Here is a 17,455-nt window from a genome sequence, read left to right on the forward strand (position 1 = left end):
CCAGATCTTGGCCAGCGTGGCGGCGTGAGTGCGGCGCCGGCGGGTAGGCAGCGGCCCGGCGGCATGTCGACACCCGCCGGGTGGGAGGCTCCGATGAGCACGTACCGGGACGAACAGGGTGGCACGTTCCCGCCACCGGAGGCGGATGCCCTGGAACAACGGCAGGACGCGTTCGACGTCGGGCCCCCGGACCGGGTCTCGGGTGACGTGGACCCGGAGGCCGCCGAGGCCGACCTGGCCGAGCAGGGCGCCTTCCCGGCGGGCACGCTCGAGGAGGTGACGTCGCTGCCGGCCGACGCCAACCCGGCGGACGCCCTCGAACAGCGTCAGGAGATCCCGACCCGAGACGAGGGGCGTCGCACCTGACCACACCCGCCCCAAGCTGGCCTGGCCGAAGCCGGCTCCGGCCGCCAAGCCGGCTCCGGCCGTCAAGGCTGGGCTGCCCTCAGAAAGGGCCCGGCCGCCCAGGGCCCGGCGCACCCACGCGCGTCCGGTCACCCACACGGCCCGACCGCCCAGACAAGGCCCGACCGCCCACACAAGGCCCGACCGCCCACACCAAGGCCCGACCGCCCACACTTGGCCCGTTGACCCACCCGGGCCCGGTTACCCACACGGGTCCGGCCACTACACGGATCCGGCTATCACACGGGTCCGGCTCGACGTGGTCCTCAACGGGTTATACCTGTGAGTCATTTTTATGACTCACAGGTATAACGCTCGTGAGAGTGTCCGGACCCAGGCAGCCTGCCCGGCTCAGCCGGCGACGCCGACCAGCCGGTTCAGCCGGCGACGCCGACCAGCCGGCTCAGCCGGCGACGCCGACCAGCCGGCTCAGCCGGCGACGACCTGCCAGAGGAGGAACGCGTTCAGCGCGACCACCAGCACGGCCACCAGAGACGCGGCGGCGGTGGTGAGCGGATGGTTGACCAGGTTGCCCATCAGGTCGCGTCGGCGGGTGAAGGCGACCACCGGGATCAGCGCGAACGGGATGCCGAAGCTGAGGATGACCTGGGACAGCACGAGCGCCCGGGTCGGGTCGAGGCCGATGGCGAGCACGGCCAGCGCGGGCAGCAGGGTGACCAGCCGACGCAGCAGCAGCGGTACCCGCCGACGCAGGAAGCCCTGCATGATCACCTCGCCGGCGTAGGTGCCGACGCTCGTGGAGGCGAGCCCGGAGACCAGCAGGGCGACGGCGAACCCGAACGCGGCGGCGGTCCCGATGGTCTGGCCGAGCCCGGCGTGCACCCCCTCCAGGCTGTCCGCGCCGCCCGGGCCGCCGCCCCGGAAGCTGGCCGCGGCGATCAGCAGCATGGCGAGGTTGACCGCGCCGGCCGCGCTCAGGGCCAGCAGCACGTCGGTGCGCTGGCCACGGAACAGGATCCGACGCTCGGTGTCGTCGGCGGCGGGAATGCGGTCGCGGGTGAGCGCGGAGTGCACGTAGATGACGTGCGGCATGACGGTCGCGCCGAGGATGCCGGCGGCCAACAGCACGCTGTCCGTGCCCTGTAGACGCGGCACCATGCCGGCCATGGCAGCGCCGGGATCGGAGCCGGAGGCGAGCAGGTTGGCGGCGAAGGCCAGCACGATCACCCCGAGCAGGACGGCGATGACAACCTCGAAGGCGCGGTACCCGCGCGAGCGCAGGGCGAGCACGGCGAACGCGGCCGTGCCGATGATGATGCCGCCGGGCAGCAGGGGGATGCCGAAGAGCAGGTACAGGGCGACCGCGCCACCGATCACCTCGGCCAGGTCGGTGGCCATGGCGACCAACTCGGCCTGCACCCACATCACCCGGTTCACCGGCCGGGGTAGGCGTTCCCGGCACAGCTCGGGCAGGCTGCGCCCGGTGGCCAGACCCAGCTTCGCGGTGAGCGTCTGCACCAGCATCGCCATCAGGTTGGCCACCACCACGACCCAGACCAGCAGATAGCCGTAGCGGGCGCCGGCGGCGGAGTTGGTGGCGAAGTTGCCGGGGTCGACGTACGCGACGGCGGCGACGAACGCCGGGCCGAGCAGGATCAACCGCCCACGTACGCGACCCCGGGCGCGAGCGGCCTGTAGTGGAGTCGCCCTCGACGTCGTCAGTTCGTTGGTGACCACCGAACACCTCCCCGTCCACGCGGATCGCTGCCGGTCCCTTCCCCGCGGGCTGACCCCTGGGTGCCAACCGGTGGCCTGCCGGTGCCACCAGGGTCACCACCGCCGGGCCCGTCCCGATGCGCCCGCCGGCCAGCAAGCGGCGCGCCGGACGAGACGCGCCGCGCTCGGACAGAACGTGCCGCGCCGAGCTTGACAGCCGATGGGTCACCGATGAAGCTGTCTATTAGTCCTACTGTCGTAGGACAACAGGAAGGATCATCGGGAGTGATCGAGTTCGTACTGGACAGCCGGTCGAAGGTGAACACCTACATGCAGCTCGTGCAGCAGGTGAAACAGGCGCTGCGGGTTGGCCTGCTGACACCGGGCGACCAGTTGCCGAAGGTCCGGGACGTCGCGCAATCCCTGGCGATCAACCCGAACACGGTGCTGAAGGCGTACCGGGAGTTGGAGATCGAGGGTCTGGTCGGTGGCCGACCCGGGGTGGGCACGTTCGTCCAGCGCACCCTGGCCGGCGCGTCCCTGCCCAACCAGGCCGAGCTGCGCGGCGACCTGGTCGCCTGGCTGCACCGGGCGCAAGCGGCCGGTCTCACGGCTGAGGACGTCATCGCCCTGGTGGAGACGACGCTGCGCGCCACCCTCGCCGACGACGCCCCCCAGAAGGAGCCCGCGTGAACGGAACGAGAGGACAAGGGATGGACATGGTCTTGGAAGCAGACCGGCTCGGCAAGCGGTACGGCAGCACCTGGGCGTTGCGGGACTGCTCGCTGCATCTGCCGGCCGGCCGGATCGCCGCGCTGGTCGGGCCGAACGGCGCGGGCAAGAGCACGCTGTTGCACCTGGCCGTCGGGCTGCTCAAGCCCGACGCCGGCGCGGTCCGGGTGTTCGGTCGGTCCCCGTACGGCGACACGGAGGGCTTGGCCGACATCGGGTTCGTCGCCCAGGACACCCCGCTGTACCGGGATTTCACGGCGTCCGAGTTGGTCATCGCCGGCGGCAAGCTGAACAAGCGGTGGGACGCGACGTTGGCCCGCCAGCGGCTGGCGCAGCTCGGCATTCCACCGGACAAGGCGGTCGGCAAGCTCTCCGGCGGTCAACGGGCCCAGGTCGCGCTTGCTCTGGCACTGGCCAAGCAGCCGCGGTTGCTGCTGCTCGACGAACCGGTCGCCAGCCTCGACCCCCTGGCTCGACGGGAGTTCCTCCAGTCGTTGATGGGCAGCGTCGCGGAGTCGGGCACCACCGTTCTGCTCTCCTCGCACCTGCTGGCCGACCTGGAACGCGTCTGTGACTACCTGATCGTGCTGAACGCCTCCCAGGTGCAGCTCACCGGCGCGGTCGACGACCTGGTCGCCGGGCACCGGCAGCTCGTCGGGCCGCGGCACGACGGCGGCGCTATCGGGGGCGTCGCCGCAGTGATCCGGGCCAGCCACACCGACCGGCAGTCCACGTTGCTCGTCCGCACCGACGGGCCGGTCACCGATCCGGCCTGGACGGTCCGCGAGGTCAGCCTGGAGGACGTCGTGCTGGCCTACCTGGCGGACGGCACCACGCAGACCAGTCACAGCGAGTGGGGGGTAGCAGCATGATCTGGTTGACCTGGCGGCAACATCGCAAGCAGGCGTTCTACACGGTGCTGGGGTTCGTGGCACTGGCCGCTCTGCTGGTCCCGATCGGCCTGTCGATGCGGAACACCTTCAGCGACCTCGGGCTGACGGACTGCGTGAGCCAGCTTGCCCGTGCCGACGTGGCGCAAACGACCCGCGAGACCTGCGAAGCGGGCTTCCAGCGCTTCGGCAGCCAGTACGGCAGCCTCAACCTGGTGGCCGTACTGCTGATCACCCTGCCGGCGCTGGTCGGCCTGTTCTGGGGTGCACCACTGGTCGCCCGCGAGGTGGAGCACGGCACGCACCGGTTCGTCTGGACCCAGGGCGTCGGCCGGACCCGCTGGGCCCTCGTGAAGTTCGGGCTGGTGGGCGCGGCCGTCGTGATCCTCGCAGCGGCCTACGGGCTGGGCATGTCCTGGTGGGTCGACCCGCTCACCCAGGCCGCGTACGAGGGCCGGCTCGGCATGATCGTCTTCGATCTGCAGGGCATCGCGCCGATCGGCTACACCCTCTTCGCCGTGGCGCTGGGCGTCTTCGCCGGCACCGTCTGGAAGCGGATGCTGCCCGCCATGGGCATCACCCTCGCTGGGTTCATCGGCGTACGGGCGGCGGTGGAGATCCTGGCCCGACCGCACTACCAGCCGGCCCGCACCCAGACCTTCCCGATCGCGGGGGAAGGGTCACCGGAGATCAGCCGGGGGGACTGGATTCTCACCCAGGGTGTCCGAAACCCGGACGGGACCATGGTCGCGGAGGACACCCGGATCCAGTGCCCGCCAGGCGGGAAGGGGCCGGACGGTCGGGTCTGCGGCGCCGAGTTGGGCCTCGAACCGGGCGCGTACAACTGGCAGCTCTACCAGCCGGCGGACCGGTTCTGGCTGTTCCAGGGCATCGAGACGGGCATCTTCGTCGCCCTCGCCGTGCTCCTGCTCTACCTGGCGGTGCGCCGGATCCGCCGGATCGCCTAGCTGGGCGACGGGTGCTCGTCGGGGAGCGGGGGCCCCGGCGATCACCCGTCAGCGCAGGCCCTCGACGGTCAACGACAGCCAGGACGCCAGGTCGTGCAGCTCCTCGTGCACGGCCCGGGTCACCTCGGGAGTGAAGGGCACGTCTTCGTGGACGGCGTGCACGGTGAGCGTGCCGCGCCGGCGCTCGGCCGTGGCGTCCACCTTTCCGACCAGCTGATCGCCGTGCAGGATCGGCAGCGCGAAGTAGCCCCACCGCCGACTCGCCTTGGGCTTGTACATCTCCAGCACGTACTCGTACTGGAAGAGGTCGGCGAGGCGGACCCGATCGTGCACCAGCCGGTCGAACGGCGACAACAGCGCCGTACGCCCGGTGAAGGGCTGACCGAGCGCGGCCGGGTCCACCCGCCACTCCCCCGCGACGCCCTCGATGATCGCTGGCTCGCCGGCGTCACCGACCTCGGCCGGCTCGCCGGGCACGACCACCGCCTTCTCCCGAGCGATGCCCAGCGCCCGCAGCCGTCGCTCGTTGCGAAGTCGGCGCGCCTGCTCCAGCTCGATGACGGGCACATCGGCCGGGTAGACCCGCTCGGCCACGTCCCAGAGCCGCTGTCGGCCCTGGCGGCCGGCGATCGCGACCTCGCCGCGCAGGACCAGGAACTCCAGCATCTGGGTGACGTTGCGGTTGTTGGTCCAGCCCGACGACGGCCAGGGCACGGCGCTCGTGTCCGGGATGTCGCGGGAAAGCAGCGGACCGGAACGGCCGAGCAGGTCGAGGACGTCTCGCCGGAACGAGTCGTTGACGCGCAGCCACTCGCGGTGGCGCTCATGACCGGGCGACGCCGCCATCGCCGCGAGGAAGAGGCCCAGGTCGTCCATCGGTCGCACCATCGCCTGGTGCTCGAACAGCGTCCGGTCCCGTTCGAGGGCCTCGCGCATGTGCGCGGGCTGGTACGACGAGCCGAGCCGGCTCCAGCAGACGAGGTCGGCGCTGGGCGCGACGGCGGCGGTCGGGTCGATCTGCACCAGGGTCAACTGGCGGACCACTGTCAGCAGGTCGGTCGGACGCGGAGCGGCCAGCAGCTGGGCCCGGATGGCGATCCGCCGCGCCTGGGCCCGATCGAGTCGGTGCACACCCACGTCGGTGAGCCTAACGACGACCACCGACACCGATCGGGCCCAGAGAGTCGAACCCCGCGTCCGCGCGGGCTCAGCCGGCCAGCCGTCGGTACCGGGCGACCGAGAGGGGCAGGAAGACCGCGACCAGGACGAGCGGCCAGAGCACGGCCAGCAACGGGTAGTGCTGCGCCGCCCAGGAGTCGCCGCCCCAACCAGGGTTGCCGAACAGCTCACGGGTGGCGCCGACGGTCGCCGACAGCGGGTTCCACGCGGCCACCGCCCCGAGCCAGGCAGGCATGGTGGACGGTGCGACGAACGCGTTGGAGAGGAAGCCGAGCGGAAACTCCAGGGTCTGCACGGCCACCACGGCGGTCTGCCCACGGGCGACCAACCCGAGGAAGATGCCGACCCAGATCAGGGCGAAGCGCAGTAGCAGGATCAGTCCCACCGCCGCCATCGTGGCACCGCCCCCACCGTGTGCCCGCCACCCGATTGCGAGACCGGTCAGCAGCAGGACCCCGAGGGTGACCGCCGCGAACAGCATGTCGGCCACCGCCCGGGCTGCCAGCGGCGCCAGCGGTGAGACGGGCATCGATCGGAGCCGGTCGGTCACCCCGCGCTCCAGGTCCTCGGCAACGGCGACAGTGGTGAGGCTGATGCCGAAGACCATGGTCATCACGAACATGCCGGGCATCAGGAACTCTCGGTAGCTGCCACCGCCGGGCACCTGCAAGGCGCCACCGAACAGGTAGGCGAACATCAGCACGATCAGGGTGTTGAAGCCGAGCGAGGCGATCAGCGCGCCAGGATCGCGTCGCCACCGGGCCAGGCCGCGCCAGATCAGCGTGCCGCTGTCGGCCAGGAGGGCGGGCCGGCCGGGCGTCAGATCCACCGGCGGGGCCGGCATGCTCACCGCGCTCATGCCGCCACCTCGGCGGTCGCCGCCCGGTGCCCGGTGAGGTGCAGGAACACGTCGTCCAGGGTTGGGCGGCGCAGCGCGACGTCCGCCACCGGGACGTTCACGGCGTCGAGCGCCCGCAACACGTCGACGAGCGCACCGGCCTGGTGACCGACCCGGACGCTCACCATCCGCCGGTCCACGTCGACCGTCGGTTCGTCGTCGGCCGCCCGGCGGATCTGGGTGACCGCGGCGGCAAGGTCGGTCGGCTCCGCGACGACCACCTCGATCCGATCGCCGCCGAGCCGGGTCTTGAGGTCGTCCGGAGTTCCCTCGGCGATCACCCGGCCGGCCTCGACCACCGAGATCCGGTCGGCGAGTTGGTCGGCCTCGTCCAGTTGCTGGGTGGTGAGCAGCACTGTGGCGCCGGTGCGTACCAACTCGCGGACCGACTCCCACACCTCGTTGCGACCGCGCGGATCCAGCCCGGTGGTGGGCTCGTCGAGGAAGAGGACCGCAGGGGCCAGGATCATGCCGGCCGCCAGGTCGAGCCGTCGGCGCATGCCGCCGGAGTACGTGCTGACCGGCTGCTCGGCGGCGTCGGCGAGACCGAAGCGTTCCAGCAGCTCGACCGCCCGTTGGTGGGCCCGGCGGCGACCCAGGTGGAACAACCGGCCGAAGAGCACCAGATTCTGCCGGCCGCTCAGCGCCTCGTCGAGCGCGGGATGCTGCCCCACCAGCCCGATGCGGTAGCGCACCTGGTCGGGTTGGCGGGTCACGTCGAAGCCGGCCACCTCGGCACGACCCTCGTCGAGTCGGAGCAGGGTGGAGAGGATCCGTACCGAGGTGGTCTTGCCGGCCCCGTTCGGGCCGAGCAGGCCGCACACGGTTCCCCGAGGCACCCGCAGGTCGAACCCGTCCAGCGCGTACCGGTCCCGATACCGCTTGCGCAGCCCTTGCGCCACTATCGCGTCGGCTCTTGTCATCAGAGCGCTCCCTCCTGAAACTGTCTGCCCGCACTACCGTACAGCGTACGATAAGGCGTACGAGAAGCTTCATGAAAAGCCGGACCGAGTGGGGGCAGGGTGGCGCCAGCGGCAACCGTCACGCCGACGTCAGATCACTTCCGGAAGCCGGGCGGCACCGGCGGGGAGCCGCGGCTACGCGGGCTCGGCGGTCCCGACCTGGCCCGCGACGCCGACGTTCAACGGGTCGGCCAGGAGCTTGTCGAACGCCAACTCGGCGGCGCCGATCAGGACGGCGTCGCGGCCGAGCGCCGCCGCGCGCAACCGCAGGTGCTCGCGGGAGGCGGGCAGTGGCATGGTGTCGAGCCGGTCCCGGACCACGTCCGCGCCGGCGGTGAAGATGTCGCGCAGCGAGCCACCGAACACCACGGCGTCCGGGTTGACCACGTTGACCAGGTTCGCCACGCCGAAGCCGAGCCAGTCCGCCACCTGCTCGACCGCCGCGCGGGCGGTCGGGTCGCCGTCCGCCGCCGCGCGCAGCACCTCGGCCACCGCCGCGCGGTCGCTCGGGTCACGGCCGGCGTGCCGCAACAGCGCGGCTTCGGAGATCTCGGTTTCCCAGCAACCGCGTGACCCGCAGCCGCAGGGCAGGCCGTTGGGGTTGACGACCATGTGACCGACCTTGCCGCTGTGACCCCGGTGGCCGATCACCAGTCGGCCACCGACGATGATGCCGGCGCTGATCCCCAGGTCGCCGTGCAGGTAGATGACGTCGTCGATGCCGACCGCGACGCCCCGGACATGCTCGGCCAGGCCGGCGATGTCGGCCAGGTCACCGGCCACGAAACCGGGGCCGGAGCTGAACTCCGCCTCCAGCGCGGCGCCGAGCGTCTCGTCGATGCTGGCGATCCGGAGCCTGCCGTCCGGGTCGCGGGTGGTGTCGGTTACCGCGGCGGCGCCGCCGACCAGCAGCGCGTCGCCGGCCACCGACCGTTCCATGTCGCGGACCAGGTCGGCGAGGGGCCCGACGGCTTCGATCGCCGACATGCCACTGGGTCGGGGGATCTCCCGTAGATCGAGGATCTGCCCGCCGAGGCCGACCCGGGCGGCACGCAGCCGGTCCGCGTCGATGCTCAACGCGTGGGCGTAGACCCGGTCGGAGCGAGGGCTGACGACCAGCGAGGGGCGGCCGGCGCGGCGGGCGGTGGTCGGAGCCTCCTCGGTGACCAGGCCGCTGGCGACCAGGTCGGCCGCGAGGGCGCCGATGGTGCTTCGGTTGAGGCCGAGCCGGCTGGTCAGCTCGGCGCGGGACGTCGGTCCGTGCAGGTGGACGTAGCGCAGCACAGCGCCGAGGTTCTGCCGCCGGATCTCCTCCTGGCTGGCGCCGGGAACCGACGGCAGCGGGGACTCGGCGTTGCGGCCGACGCCGGCTGGCCTGGCCCGTACTGGTATCGCCACGGTCAGACCTCCTTCCGGGTCGAGGCCGGTTGGTGCGGGGGTGCAGGGACGACGATGGGTCCCGGTAGAGGAGACCCGGGACCCATCGGCGTTACTACCTACCGTGCGGTGATTACTTGGTGAGCGGCGCGAGCTTCGGGTCGTTGGCGTACGCCTCAGCCGCGTTCGCCTTGGTGACGGCGACCGGCGGGAGCAGGTACGTGTCGACGACCTTGCTGCCGTTGTTGTAGGACTTGGTGTCGTTCACCTGCGGCTTGTCGCCGGCCTGGAGAGCCTTGACCATGTTGATGGTCTCCTTCACCAGGTTGCGGGTGTCCTTGTTGATCGTCATGTACTGCTCGCCCTTGACGATCGACTTGACCGACTCAACCTCGGAGTCCTGACCGGTGACGACCGGGGTCGGCTTGCCAGCACCCTTGACCGAGGTCAGGATGGCGCGGGCCAGCGTGTCGTTCGGGGAGAGGACGCCGTCCAGCTCCTTGTTGCCGTAGGTCGAGGTCAGCAGCTGGTCCATGCGGGCCTGCGCACCCTCGGCCTTCCAGCCCTGGATGGCGGTCTGCTTGACGTCCTTCTGACCCGAGGCGACAACCACGTTGCCCTTGTCGATCTCCGGCTTGAGCACGTCCATCGCGCCGTTGAAGAAGACACCGGCGTTGTTGTCGTCCGGCGAGCCGGAGAACAGCTCGATGTTGTACGGGCCGTTCGGCTTCTTGGCCTTCATGCCGTCCAGCAGGGCCTGGCCCTGGAGCTGGCCGACCTTGAAGTTGTCGAAGGCGACGTAGTAGTCGAGGTCCGGGGTGTTCGTGATGAGCCGGTCGTAGGCGATGACCTTCACGCCGGCCGTGTGGGCCGCCGCGACCTGGGTCGACAGCTGCGCGGCGTCGGTCGCGCCGATGACGATGACCTTGGCGCCCTTGGTGACCATCGCGGTGATCTGAGCCTGCTGGTCGGCGACAGTGGTCGACGCGCCGGCGTACTGCACGTCACCCTGGAAGCCGGCCTCCTTGAGGCCGTTGCTGAACAGGTCACCGGCGAGGACCCAGTTCTCCGAGGTCTTGGCCGGCAGGGCCACGCCGATCAGCGAGTTCGCCGGGAAGCCCTTGGCGGCCTCGCCGCCGGAGCCGCTGTCGCCGTCGCGGCCGGAACCGCAGCCGGCGAGGGCCAGCATGGCGGCGGCGCTGATGGCCACCACCGACGTGCCGAAGAATTTACGCATGGTGAGGACTTGCCTTTCTAGATGGTGAGGCGGGTAGAGAGGTCGGTGGCCGTCAGCCGGACACCGCTGCCTTGGCGGGCTCGCGCTCCGCGTCCGGCGGTGAGGCGGAGTCCTCGCGGCGGAAGGGCCGCATCAGGCTCCCGATGATGGAGAAGCGCCCCTGGCTCTTGTTGTAGACGTCGATCGCGACGGCCAGCAACAGGACCAGACCCTTGATGATCTGGACGCGGTCGGTGCCGACACCCATGAGCTGGAGGCCGTTGTTGAGCACGGCCATGACGAGACCACCGACGATGGATCCGCTGATGGTGCCGATACCGCCGGCGACGGCCGCGCCACCGATGAAGACCGCGGCGATGGCGTCCAGCTCCCAGCCGTTGCCGTCCTGCGGTCCGGAGGCCGCGGAACGGGCCACGAAGATCATGCCGGCCAGCGCGGCCAGGACGGACATGTTCATCATGACGAAGAAGTTGACCCGCTTGAGCTTCACACCGGACAGCTCGGCCGCCCGGGAGTTGCCGCCCACCGCGTAGATGTGCCGGCCACCGGCCGTGTTGCGGGTGTAGAAGGAGTACGCGATGACCAGGACCAGCAGGATGATGCCGGAGATCGGGAAGCTGGTGCCGACGCGACCGCTGGCGAAGCGCAGCGCCGCGAAGGCGATCACGCCGACCATGATGGCCATCCGCAGGATGGAGATCCACATGGGCGCCGGGTCGGCGTCCATCGCCCGTCGGGTCTTGCGGGCCTGGATCTCGCGCCACACCACAGCCAACGCCGCGGCCAGGCCGAGCAGCAGCGTGGCGTTGTTGTAGCCGGTGTTCGGACCGAACTCGGGCAGGAAGCCGGAGCCGATCTCCCGGAAGCCCTCCGGCACCGGGACGGTGCTCGCGTTACCGATGAACTGGTTGCCGCCCCGGAAGAGCAGCATGCCCGCCAGGGTGACGATGAACGCCGGCACCCCGATGTAGGCCACCCAGAAGCCCTGCCAGGCGCCGATCACCGCGCCGATGGCGAGGCCGAACACGATGGCAGCGGGCCAGGGCAGGTCCCACTCGGTCATCGACTTGGCGACCAGGATGCCGGCGAAGGCGGCGACCGAGCCGACCGAGAGGTCGATGTGCCCGGCCACGATCACCATGAGCATGCCGATGGCCAGAATCAGAATGTACGAGTTCTGCTGGAACAGCGCGATCAGGTTGTCCGACCGCAGGGTGAGGCCGTCGGTCAGGATCTGGAACAGGACGACGATCGCCACCAGAGTGAAGATCATTCCGAACTGGCGAGCGTTGGAGGTGGTGCCTCCGAACAGGTTCTTCTGAAGGTCCTTCAATCGGCTCATCGTGTGGCCATCTTCTTCGTCGAGGTCATCTGCTTCATGAGGGTTTCCGGGGTGGCGTCCGCCCGGGCGATCTCGCCCGTGATGGCGCCTTCGAACACGGTGTAGATGCGGTCGCAGAGCCCGATCAGCTCAGGCAGCTCCGAGGAGATGACGATGACGCCCTTCCCCTGGTCGGCGAGCCGCTGGATGATGCCGTAGATCTCGTACTTGGCACCCACGTCGATGCCGCGGGTCGGCTCGTCGAGGATCAGCAGGTCCGGGTCGGTGAACATCCACTTGGCCAGGACGACCTTCTGCTGATTGCCGCCGGAGAGCTTGGAGACGCTCTCGTCGACCGTCGGGGCCTTGGTCCGCAGCTCCTTGCGGTACGCCTCAGCCGCCTGGTACTCCTCGACCTCGTTCAGGACGCCGTGGTGCGAGATCTTGGACAGCTTGGCGGCCACCGTCGACGTCTTGATGTCGTCGAGCAGGTTGAGGCCGATCGCCTTGCGGTCCTCGCTGACGTACGCGAGCCCGTTGTCGATGGCATCCGCCACCGACTTCAGGACGATCTCCTTGCCGTCCTTGATGATCGTGCCCGACTCGTACACCCCGTAGGAGCGGCCGAAGACACTCATCGCGAGTTCCGTGCGGCCCGCGCCCATGAGACCGGCGAAGCCGACGATCTCGCCGCGGCGCACCACGAAGCTCTCGTTCTTGCAGACCTGCCGCTCGGCGGAGATCGGGTGCCGGACGTTCCAGTCGCGGACCTCGAAGAAGACCTCACCGATCTTCGGCGTGTGGTCCGGGAACCGGCTGCTCAGCTCGCGGCCGACCATGCCCCGCACGATCCGGTCCTCGTCGACCCCGTCCGCCTTGACGTCGAGGGTCTCCACGGTCCGGCCGTCGCGCAGGATGGTGATCTGGTCGGCGATCGCCTCGATCTCGTTCAGCTTGTGCGAGATCATGATCGAGGTGATGCCGCGGGAGCGGAACCCGCGCAGCAGGTCCAGCAGGTGCTTGGAGTCGGCCTCGTTCAGCGCCGCGGTGGGCTCGTCGAGGATCAGCAGCTTCACGTCCTTGGCGAACGCCTTGGCGATCTCCACGAGCTGCTGCTTGCCGACCCCGATGTCCTTGATCAGGGTGTCCGGGTCCTCTTCCAGACCGACCCGTGCCATCAGGTCCAGCGCCATCCGGTTCGCGGCCTTCCAGTCGATCGCGCCCCGCTTGCGCGGTTCGTTGCCGAGGAAGATGTTCTCGGCGATCGACATCCCTGGAATGAGCGCGAGCTCCTGGTGGATGATCACGATTCCGGCGTTCTCACTGGCCCGGATGTCGGAGAACTTGCTCTCCGACCCCTGGTAGATGATCTTGCCGTCGTAGGTGCCGTGGGGGTACACCCCGCTGAGCACCTTCATCAGGGTGGACTTGCCCGCGCCGTTCTCGCCGCAAATGGCATGGATCTCGCCGGCGCGAACCACCAGGTTGACGTCGGAGAGGGCCTTGACTCCGGGAAACTCCTTGGTGATGGAGCGCATCTCAAGGAGGATGGGCACGTCGCTCATCGCTCGTACCACCTCGCCAACGTCATCGGTTGCCTCCGGAAGGTTGAACCTTCACTTGGTTTTGTTGTTGACGGCAACGTATTGCGGCCGGAGGGCCATCCGCAAGGCGAGGGACTGTTGAAAAAGTAACAATCCGGTAATATAGATGTCGCACAGTGTTCGCCCGCCACAGCGGCAACGACAGCCCCTCCCGGTACCCCAGGCCTGACCGCAGCACCCACGCCTACCTGCGACAACGCGCCAATCGACCCCGGCCGTTCCCGCAGCTTTCCCACCAGGAAAGATGCCTCAGGGACGGTGCATCCGGTAACGCAGCGCACACGTCACGCCATCGAATGATGGGAATCGGGCACCAGCTCAGCGCCGCATGCGAGGCGCAGCGCAGGCCTCTGGCGGCTTGATGTGACCCACGCCTCTACCGACCGCACGCATCGATGGTCACCATCCTGCACTGGACGACGGGCCAGAGCCCTGACGTCCCTTATGCGCAGTTCGTGACACCACACCGCGACCCGCAGGCCGGAGGCGTCGGCCGGTCAGCTCGGGTGCAGCACCGCCTTGATCACCCCGTGCTCCCGCCGGTCGAAGTGGCGATACAGCTCGGGGGCGTCGGCCAGGGTGCCGTGGTGGGTGACGATCACGCTGGGCCGCGCCCGGCCCGCGACGACCAGGTCCCGCAGCAGGACGGTGTAGCGGCGGTCGTGGGTGCGACCGAACCGGACCGCCACGCCCTTGCTGAACAACGCTCCCCACGGTGCGACCAGGTTCTCGTGGCCGTCCGCGCCCGGACCGGGGTGGGGATCCCGGTCCGGGTACACCCCGGCGACCGCGATCGCGCCGGCGGCGTTGACCAGCCGGGCCGCGTCGGCAATGACCTGGTTCGGACGCTCCCGGTCGGGGTGCTCCCGGTCGCGGGCCTGGAACCCGACCGCGTCGATGACCTTGTCGACCCCGCCCAGTTTCTCCTCGCCGAGCGGCAACCCTCCCCGGGCCCGGTCGGCCCGGATCTGCTCGACCGGATCGCCCCGGCGGAAGTCGATCGGCACGGCGCCGATCTCGCCGGCCTTGTCGAGTCGGGCGTCGACCCCGTCAACGGAGTACACGACCCGAGCGCCTCGGAGCAGCGCCGCATAGGCGCCCAGCAGGCCGATGGTGCCGGCGCCGAACACCGCCACGGTGTCACCGGGCCCGACCTCGGCGAGGGTGGTGGCGGCGTGCCACCCGGTGACGAACGCGTCGGCCAGCAGCACGAAGTCGTCCTCGTACGCGTCCCCCGGCTCGCCGGGCAGGGGTACGCAGTTGGCGTCGGCCCACGGCACCCGCAGCAGGTCGGCCTGCGCTCCCCGGTACGGACCCATCCCGGCGTACCCGTACGCCGCGCCCGGCCCCTCGGCCCGGGCCCGCAGGCAGGCCGCCGAGAGCCCGCGGGCACACATCACACACGTCCCGCAGAACAGGTGCGTGGGGATCACCACCCGGGCCCCCGCCCGGATGGTCTGCACCGCGGCGCCCACCTCCTGCACCACACCCAACGGTTCGTGCCCGAGCACCAGGCCGGGCTCGGCGCTGGTGCGCCCGTCGTACATGTGCAGGTCGGTGCCGCACAGGGCGGTGGAGGTGATCCGCACGAGCGCGTCGGTCTCCGCCTCCAGCGTCGCGTCGGGCACCTCCCGCACCGCGACCGTCCGGACGTCGGTGTAGACGACGGCTCTCATCCCGGCGCTCCTGTTCGGCTGTGGAACGGCCGGTCTTCCCCCGACTGGGCAGTTCATGCCTGCCCGACCCGGCAGCCGACGACGATGCTATCTTAGGGCCCCTAAGTTATTTCCTAGCGAAGCAAAGGTTCGGTATGCCACGGCAGGGTCTGACCAGCGCGCGCGTCTCGGCCGCCGCGGCCGAGCTGGCGGATTCGGTCGGCCTGTCCCGGTTGACCGTCGCAGCCGTCGCCCGGCACTTCGGGGTCTCGGACGCGGCCCTGTACGTGCACGTCCGCAGCCGGGACGCGTTGATCGAGCACGTCGCGGTCCGGGCGGCGGCCACGTTCGCCGACGCACTCGCGATCGCGGTGGCGGGGCGCGCCGGTCGCCAGGCCCTGGTCGGGTTCGCCGACGCCTGGCGCGCGTTCGCCGTCACCCATCCGGGGCAGTACGCGGCGACCCAGCTTCAACTGCCGCCCGAGGTCGGCACCCGGTCGGCCGGGCACCTACGCATGATCGAGCTGAGCTACGCGATGTTGCGCGGGTACGGGCTCGACGAGCCGGCCCTGACCGACGCCATCCGATTCGTCCGCAGCACCTTCCACGGCTTCGTGAGCCTCGAAACGGTCGACGGTTTCGGGCATCCCCGTGCTGTCGACGCGTCGTGGCAATCGATCCTCGACGCGGTGCACACCACGTTGAGCAACTGGCCGACCCAGAAACAGGAGCAGCAGTGAGCAGCCACGATCAGTCGGTCGAGTCGGCCGACGGAACCCACCTGGTGGTACGACGACTGGGCGTCGGAGACCCCGTCGTCCTGGTGCACGGCTCGGGTGGCGGGCTGCACTCCTGGGCCACTGTCGCGGAGCACCTGACCCAGGACCACGAGGTATGGCTGCCGGCCCGACGCGGATACGGTCCCAGTGACGTCCCGGCCGGCACCAAGTCCTTCCGGGACGAGACCGCCGATCTGCGCGCCGTCATCGAGGCGGCCCGGCGATCCTCGGGCCGACCGGTCCATCTCGTCGGCGCGTCCTACGGAGCGACAGCGGCGCTGCACACCACCTTGGCTGATCCGCGCGACGTACGCTCCCTGGCCATCTTCGAGCCGCCGCTCTACGCGGCCGGGGCGCAGGTCGTGCCGCTGCTCGACCGGTACCGTGCCGCCTTCGAGCGCGACGACGCCGCCGCGATGGCGGCAGCCCTGAACGACGTGACGCGGGTTCCGGCCGAGATCGTCGCCGCGATGGCCGCCGGCGTGGGCGATCGGGTGCCCGACCCGGTCGAGGCGCGCCGCTCGGCGGTCGGCTGGCTGCACGATCTGGAGGCGCTCGCGCAGGACAGCACCGACATCACCCGGTGGTCCTCGATCGCCGTGCCGACTCTCCTGCTGGCTGGCGCGGACACCTGGGAGCCGATGCCCAGCACGATGAACGCGCTGGCGAGGACGATTCCAGCGGTCCGCTACGTCGTCTGGCCGGGTCAGTCGCACTTCGTGACCATGACGGCACCAACGGTGGCCGCCGACGCGCTGCGGCAGTTCTTCGCCGCACAACCGGCGGCCTAGCCGAGCCGGCCGAGGCACCGACGGCCCAGCCGAGGCACCTGACCACGTCAGCCCATCGGACGCACCCGGTCGGGCTCGTTGGCGGCGACCGGTGATTCACCGACGCACGAGGCGTACCCCCGTGCGGGCTGTCTCACCGGCCGCCGCCGGACAGGATCCGCACCGGCGGTGCGAACCCTGCGCGCCACATCGGTGTGAGTCTGCGGCCTGCTCGGTGTCGCGGGATCAGTGACCGGCGTTCTGGCCGCCGTCGACGTGCAGGATCTCGCCGGTGACGAACGGGGCGGACTCGAGGTAGAGGACGGCGTCGACGACGTCGCTGGTCTCACCCATCCGGCCGACCGGGTGCAGGCCCGCGAGCGTCTGGTGCGTCTCGACCGGGTGCATCGGGGTCTTGATGATGCCGGGAGCGACGGCGTTGACCCGTACGCCGCGAGCCGCGTACTCGATGGCCAGGGACTTGGTGGCGGAGCTGAGTCCGCCCTTGGTCAGGGACGCGAGCACCGACGGAACGTGCGAACTGGGCTGGTCGACGAAGCTGGTCGTGATGCTGACGATGTGCCCCGAGCCCCCGGCCAGCAGGTGCGGCAGGACACGTCGGGTGAGGTGGAAGAACCCGGCGAGGTTGACCCCGGTGACCAGGTCGAACTCCTCGTCGGTGTAGTCGGTGAACGGCTTGGCGACGAAGACGCCGGCATTGTTCACCAGGGTGTCGATCCGCCCGAAGCGGTCCAGTGCGGCACGCACCACCCGCTCGGCGGTGTCGGCCTCGGCGATGTCGCCCTGGACCGTGACGATCTCCGGGTCGTCGGACGCGCCGATCGAGCGCGAGGTCGCCACGACGCCGTACCCGAGCTTGCGGTAGGCGGCCACGAGGTCGGCGCCGATGCCCTGGGAGGCGCCGGTGATCACGACGGCTTTCTGGCTCTGACTGCTGTTCATGAGGGAACCACCTTCACTAGACGACTGGTCTACTAAAA

Annotated in this window: 16 protein-coding genes; 6 read left to right on the forward strand and 10 right to left on the reverse strand. The window is 70.1% G+C overall.

Features of this window, described 5'->3' with window-relative positions; all coding sequences use genetic code 11:
- Positions 1-93 precede the first annotated feature (93 nt).
- Entirely contained in the window at positions 94-366 is a 273-nt protein-coding gene (locus GUI43_RS05530; protein WP_112698206.1) for a hypothetical protein, read from the forward strand.
- A gap of 468 nt (positions 367-834) precedes the next feature.
- On the opposite strand, the gene GUI43_RS05535 is transcribed toward GUI43_RS05530, so the two are convergent.
- The gene (locus GUI43_RS05535; RefSeq protein WP_112698207.1) at positions 835-2,103 is read right to left on the reverse strand and encodes an Nramp family divalent metal transporter; all 1,269 of its coding nucleotides are present in this window, start codon (positions 2,101-2,103) and stop codon (positions 835-837) included.
- A gap of 264 nt (positions 2,104-2,367) precedes the next feature.
- Between GUI43_RS05535 and GUI43_RS05540 the strand changes: the two genes are divergently transcribed.
- The 3 genes from GUI43_RS05540 to GUI43_RS05550 are packed head-to-tail and all read left to right on the forward strand — an operon-like array spanning position 2,368 to position 4,672.
- Complete coding sequence (locus GUI43_RS05540; RefSeq protein WP_112698208.1) at positions 2,368-2,775, forward strand: GntR family transcriptional regulator; 408 nt, start codon at positions 2,368-2,370, stop codon at positions 2,773-2,775.
- 20 nt (positions 2,776-2,795) lie between these two features.
- Positions 2,796-3,686 carry an ABC transporter ATP-binding protein gene (locus tag GUI43_RS05545; RefSeq protein ID WP_112585429.1) on the forward strand — a complete coding sequence of 297 codons (891 nt, stop codon included), beginning with the start codon at positions 2,796-2,798 and terminating at the stop codon, positions 3,684-3,686.
- Positions 3,683-4,672, forward strand: a complete 990-nt coding sequence (locus GUI43_RS05550) for an ABC transporter permease (protein ID WP_112698304.1) — start codon at positions 3,683-3,685, stop codon at positions 4,670-4,672. Before GUI43_RS05545 ends, GUI43_RS05550 begins: the two co-directional genes overlap by 4 nt.
- A 48-nt stretch (positions 4,673-4,720) precedes the next feature.
- Here GUI43_RS05550 and GUI43_RS05555 read toward each other — a convergent pair whose 3' ends face one another.
- From GUI43_RS05555 to GUI43_RS05590, 8 genes are all read right to left on the reverse strand, one after another.
- On the reverse strand, positions 4,721-5,809 hold the full coding sequence (locus GUI43_RS05555) for a DNA glycosylase AlkZ-like family protein (RefSeq protein ID WP_112698305.1): 1,089 nt from the start codon (positions 5,807-5,809) through the stop codon (positions 4,721-4,723).
- A 70-nt stretch (positions 5,810-5,879) separates the two neighbouring features.
- The gene (locus GUI43_RS05560; protein ID WP_112698209.1) at positions 5,880-6,710 is read right to left on the reverse strand and encodes an ABC transporter permease; all 831 of its coding nucleotides are present in this window, start codon (positions 6,708-6,710) and stop codon (positions 5,880-5,882) included.
- Positions 6,707-7,672 carry an ATP-binding cassette domain-containing protein gene (locus GUI43_RS05565; RefSeq protein ID WP_112698210.1) on the reverse strand — a complete coding sequence of 322 codons (966 nt, stop codon included), beginning with the start codon at positions 7,670-7,672 and terminating at the stop codon, positions 6,707-6,709. Before GUI43_RS05565 ends, GUI43_RS05560 begins: the two co-directional genes overlap by 4 nt.
- Positions 7,673-7,846: 174 nt before the next feature.
- Complete coding sequence (locus GUI43_RS05570) at positions 7,847-9,109, reverse strand: ROK family transcriptional regulator (protein WP_112585419.1); 1,263 nt, start codon at positions 9,107-9,109, stop codon at positions 7,847-7,849.
- Between the two features lie 112 nt (positions 9,110-9,221).
- Positions 9,222-10,325, reverse strand: a complete 1,104-nt coding sequence (locus tag GUI43_RS05575; RefSeq protein ID WP_091401241.1) for a substrate-binding domain-containing protein — start codon at positions 10,323-10,325, stop codon at positions 9,222-9,224.
- 52 nt (positions 10,326-10,377) lie between these two features.
- Positions 10,378-11,667, reverse strand: coding sequence for a multiple monosaccharide ABC transporter permease (gene mmsB / locus GUI43_RS05580; protein WP_112698211.1), 1,290 nt, complete (start codon positions 11,665-11,667; stop codon positions 10,378-10,380).
- On the reverse strand, positions 11,664-13,211 hold the full coding sequence (gene mmsA, locus GUI43_RS05585) for a multiple monosaccharide ABC transporter ATP-binding protein (RefSeq protein ID WP_112585415.1): 1,548 nt from the start codon (positions 13,209-13,211) through the stop codon (positions 11,664-11,666). The genes mmsB and mmsA overlap by 4 nt, the downstream gene beginning before the upstream one ends.
- Positions 13,212-13,747: 536 nt before the next feature.
- Positions 13,748-14,926 (reverse strand): alcohol dehydrogenase catalytic domain-containing protein, encoded by a 1,179-nt coding sequence (locus GUI43_RS05590; RefSeq protein ID WP_112698212.1) that lies wholly within the window; start codon positions 14,924-14,926, stop codon positions 13,748-13,750.
- Between the two features lie 134 nt (positions 14,927-15,060).
- On the opposite strand from GUI43_RS05590, the gene GUI43_RS05595 reads away from it, so the two are divergent.
- Positions 15,061-15,645 carry a TetR/AcrR family transcriptional regulator gene (locus GUI43_RS05595; protein WP_112585411.1) on the forward strand — a complete coding sequence of 195 codons (585 nt, stop codon included), beginning with the start codon at positions 15,061-15,063 and terminating at the stop codon, positions 15,643-15,645.
- Complete coding sequence (locus tag GUI43_RS05600) at positions 15,642-16,475, forward strand: alpha/beta fold hydrolase (RefSeq protein WP_170158682.1); 834 nt, start codon at positions 15,642-15,644, stop codon at positions 16,473-16,475. Before GUI43_RS05595 ends, GUI43_RS05600 begins: the two co-directional genes overlap by 4 nt.
- Before the next feature lie 225 nt (positions 16,476-16,700).
- Here the strand turns inward: GUI43_RS05600 and GUI43_RS05605 are convergent, their stop codons facing one another.
- Positions 16,701-17,417: an SDR family NAD(P)-dependent oxidoreductase gene (locus GUI43_RS05605; protein ID WP_112698214.1), complete on the reverse strand. Its 717-nt coding sequence runs from the start codon at positions 17,415-17,417 to the stop codon at positions 16,701-16,703.
- Between the last annotated feature and the right edge of the window lie 38 nt (positions 17,418-17,455).

This window comes from Micromonospora noduli, from assembly GCF_003264365.1.
Lineage (GTDB): Bacteria > Actinomycetota > Actinomycetes > Mycobacteriales > Micromonosporaceae > Micromonospora > Micromonospora noduli.

What these genes read in the sequence shown, in the direction of transcription:
- GUI43_RS05545 (WP_112585429.1), top strand. Translation starts at nt 2,796, where the DNA reads ATGGACATGGTCTTGGAAGCAGACCGGCTCGGCAAGCGGTACGGCAGC.
- GUI43_RS05565 (WP_112698210.1), bottom strand. Translation starts at nt 7,672, where the DNA reads ATGACAAGAGCCGACGCGATAGTGGCGCAAGGGCTGCGCAAGCGGTAT.
- GUI43_RS05530 (WP_112698206.1), top strand. Translation starts at nt 94, where the DNA reads ATGAGCACGTACCGGGACGAACAGGGTGGCACGTTCCCGCCACCGGAG.
- mmsB (WP_112698211.1), bottom strand. Translation starts at nt 11,667, where the DNA reads ATGAGCCGATTGAAGGACCTTCAGAAGAACCTGTTCGGAGGCACCACC.
- GUI43_RS05590 (WP_112698212.1), bottom strand. Translation starts at nt 14,926, where the DNA reads ATGAGAGCCGTCGTCTACACCGACGTCCGGACGGTCGCGGTGCGGGAG.
- GUI43_RS05550 (WP_112698304.1), top strand. Translation starts at nt 3,683, where the DNA reads ATGATCTGGTTGACCTGGCGGCAACATCGCAAGCAGGCGTTCTACACG.
- GUI43_RS05560 (WP_112698209.1), bottom strand. Translation starts at nt 6,710, where the DNA reads ATGAGCGCGGTGAGCATGCCGGCCCCGCCGGTGGATCTGACGCCCGGC.
- GUI43_RS05595 (WP_112585411.1), top strand. Translation starts at nt 15,061, where the DNA reads ATGCCACGGCAGGGTCTGACCAGCGCGCGCGTCTCGGCCGCCGCGGCC.
- mmsA (WP_112585415.1), bottom strand. Translation starts at nt 13,211, where the DNA reads ATGAGCGACGTGCCCATCCTCCTTGAGATGCGCTCCATCACCAAGGAG.
- GUI43_RS05605 (WP_112698214.1), bottom strand. Translation starts at nt 17,417, where the DNA reads ATGAACAGCAGTCAGAGCCAGAAAGCCGTCGTGATCACCGGCGCCTCC.
- GUI43_RS05575 (WP_091401241.1), bottom strand. Translation starts at nt 10,325, where the DNA reads ATGCGTAAATTCTTCGGCACGTCGGTGGTGGCCATCAGCGCCGCCGCC.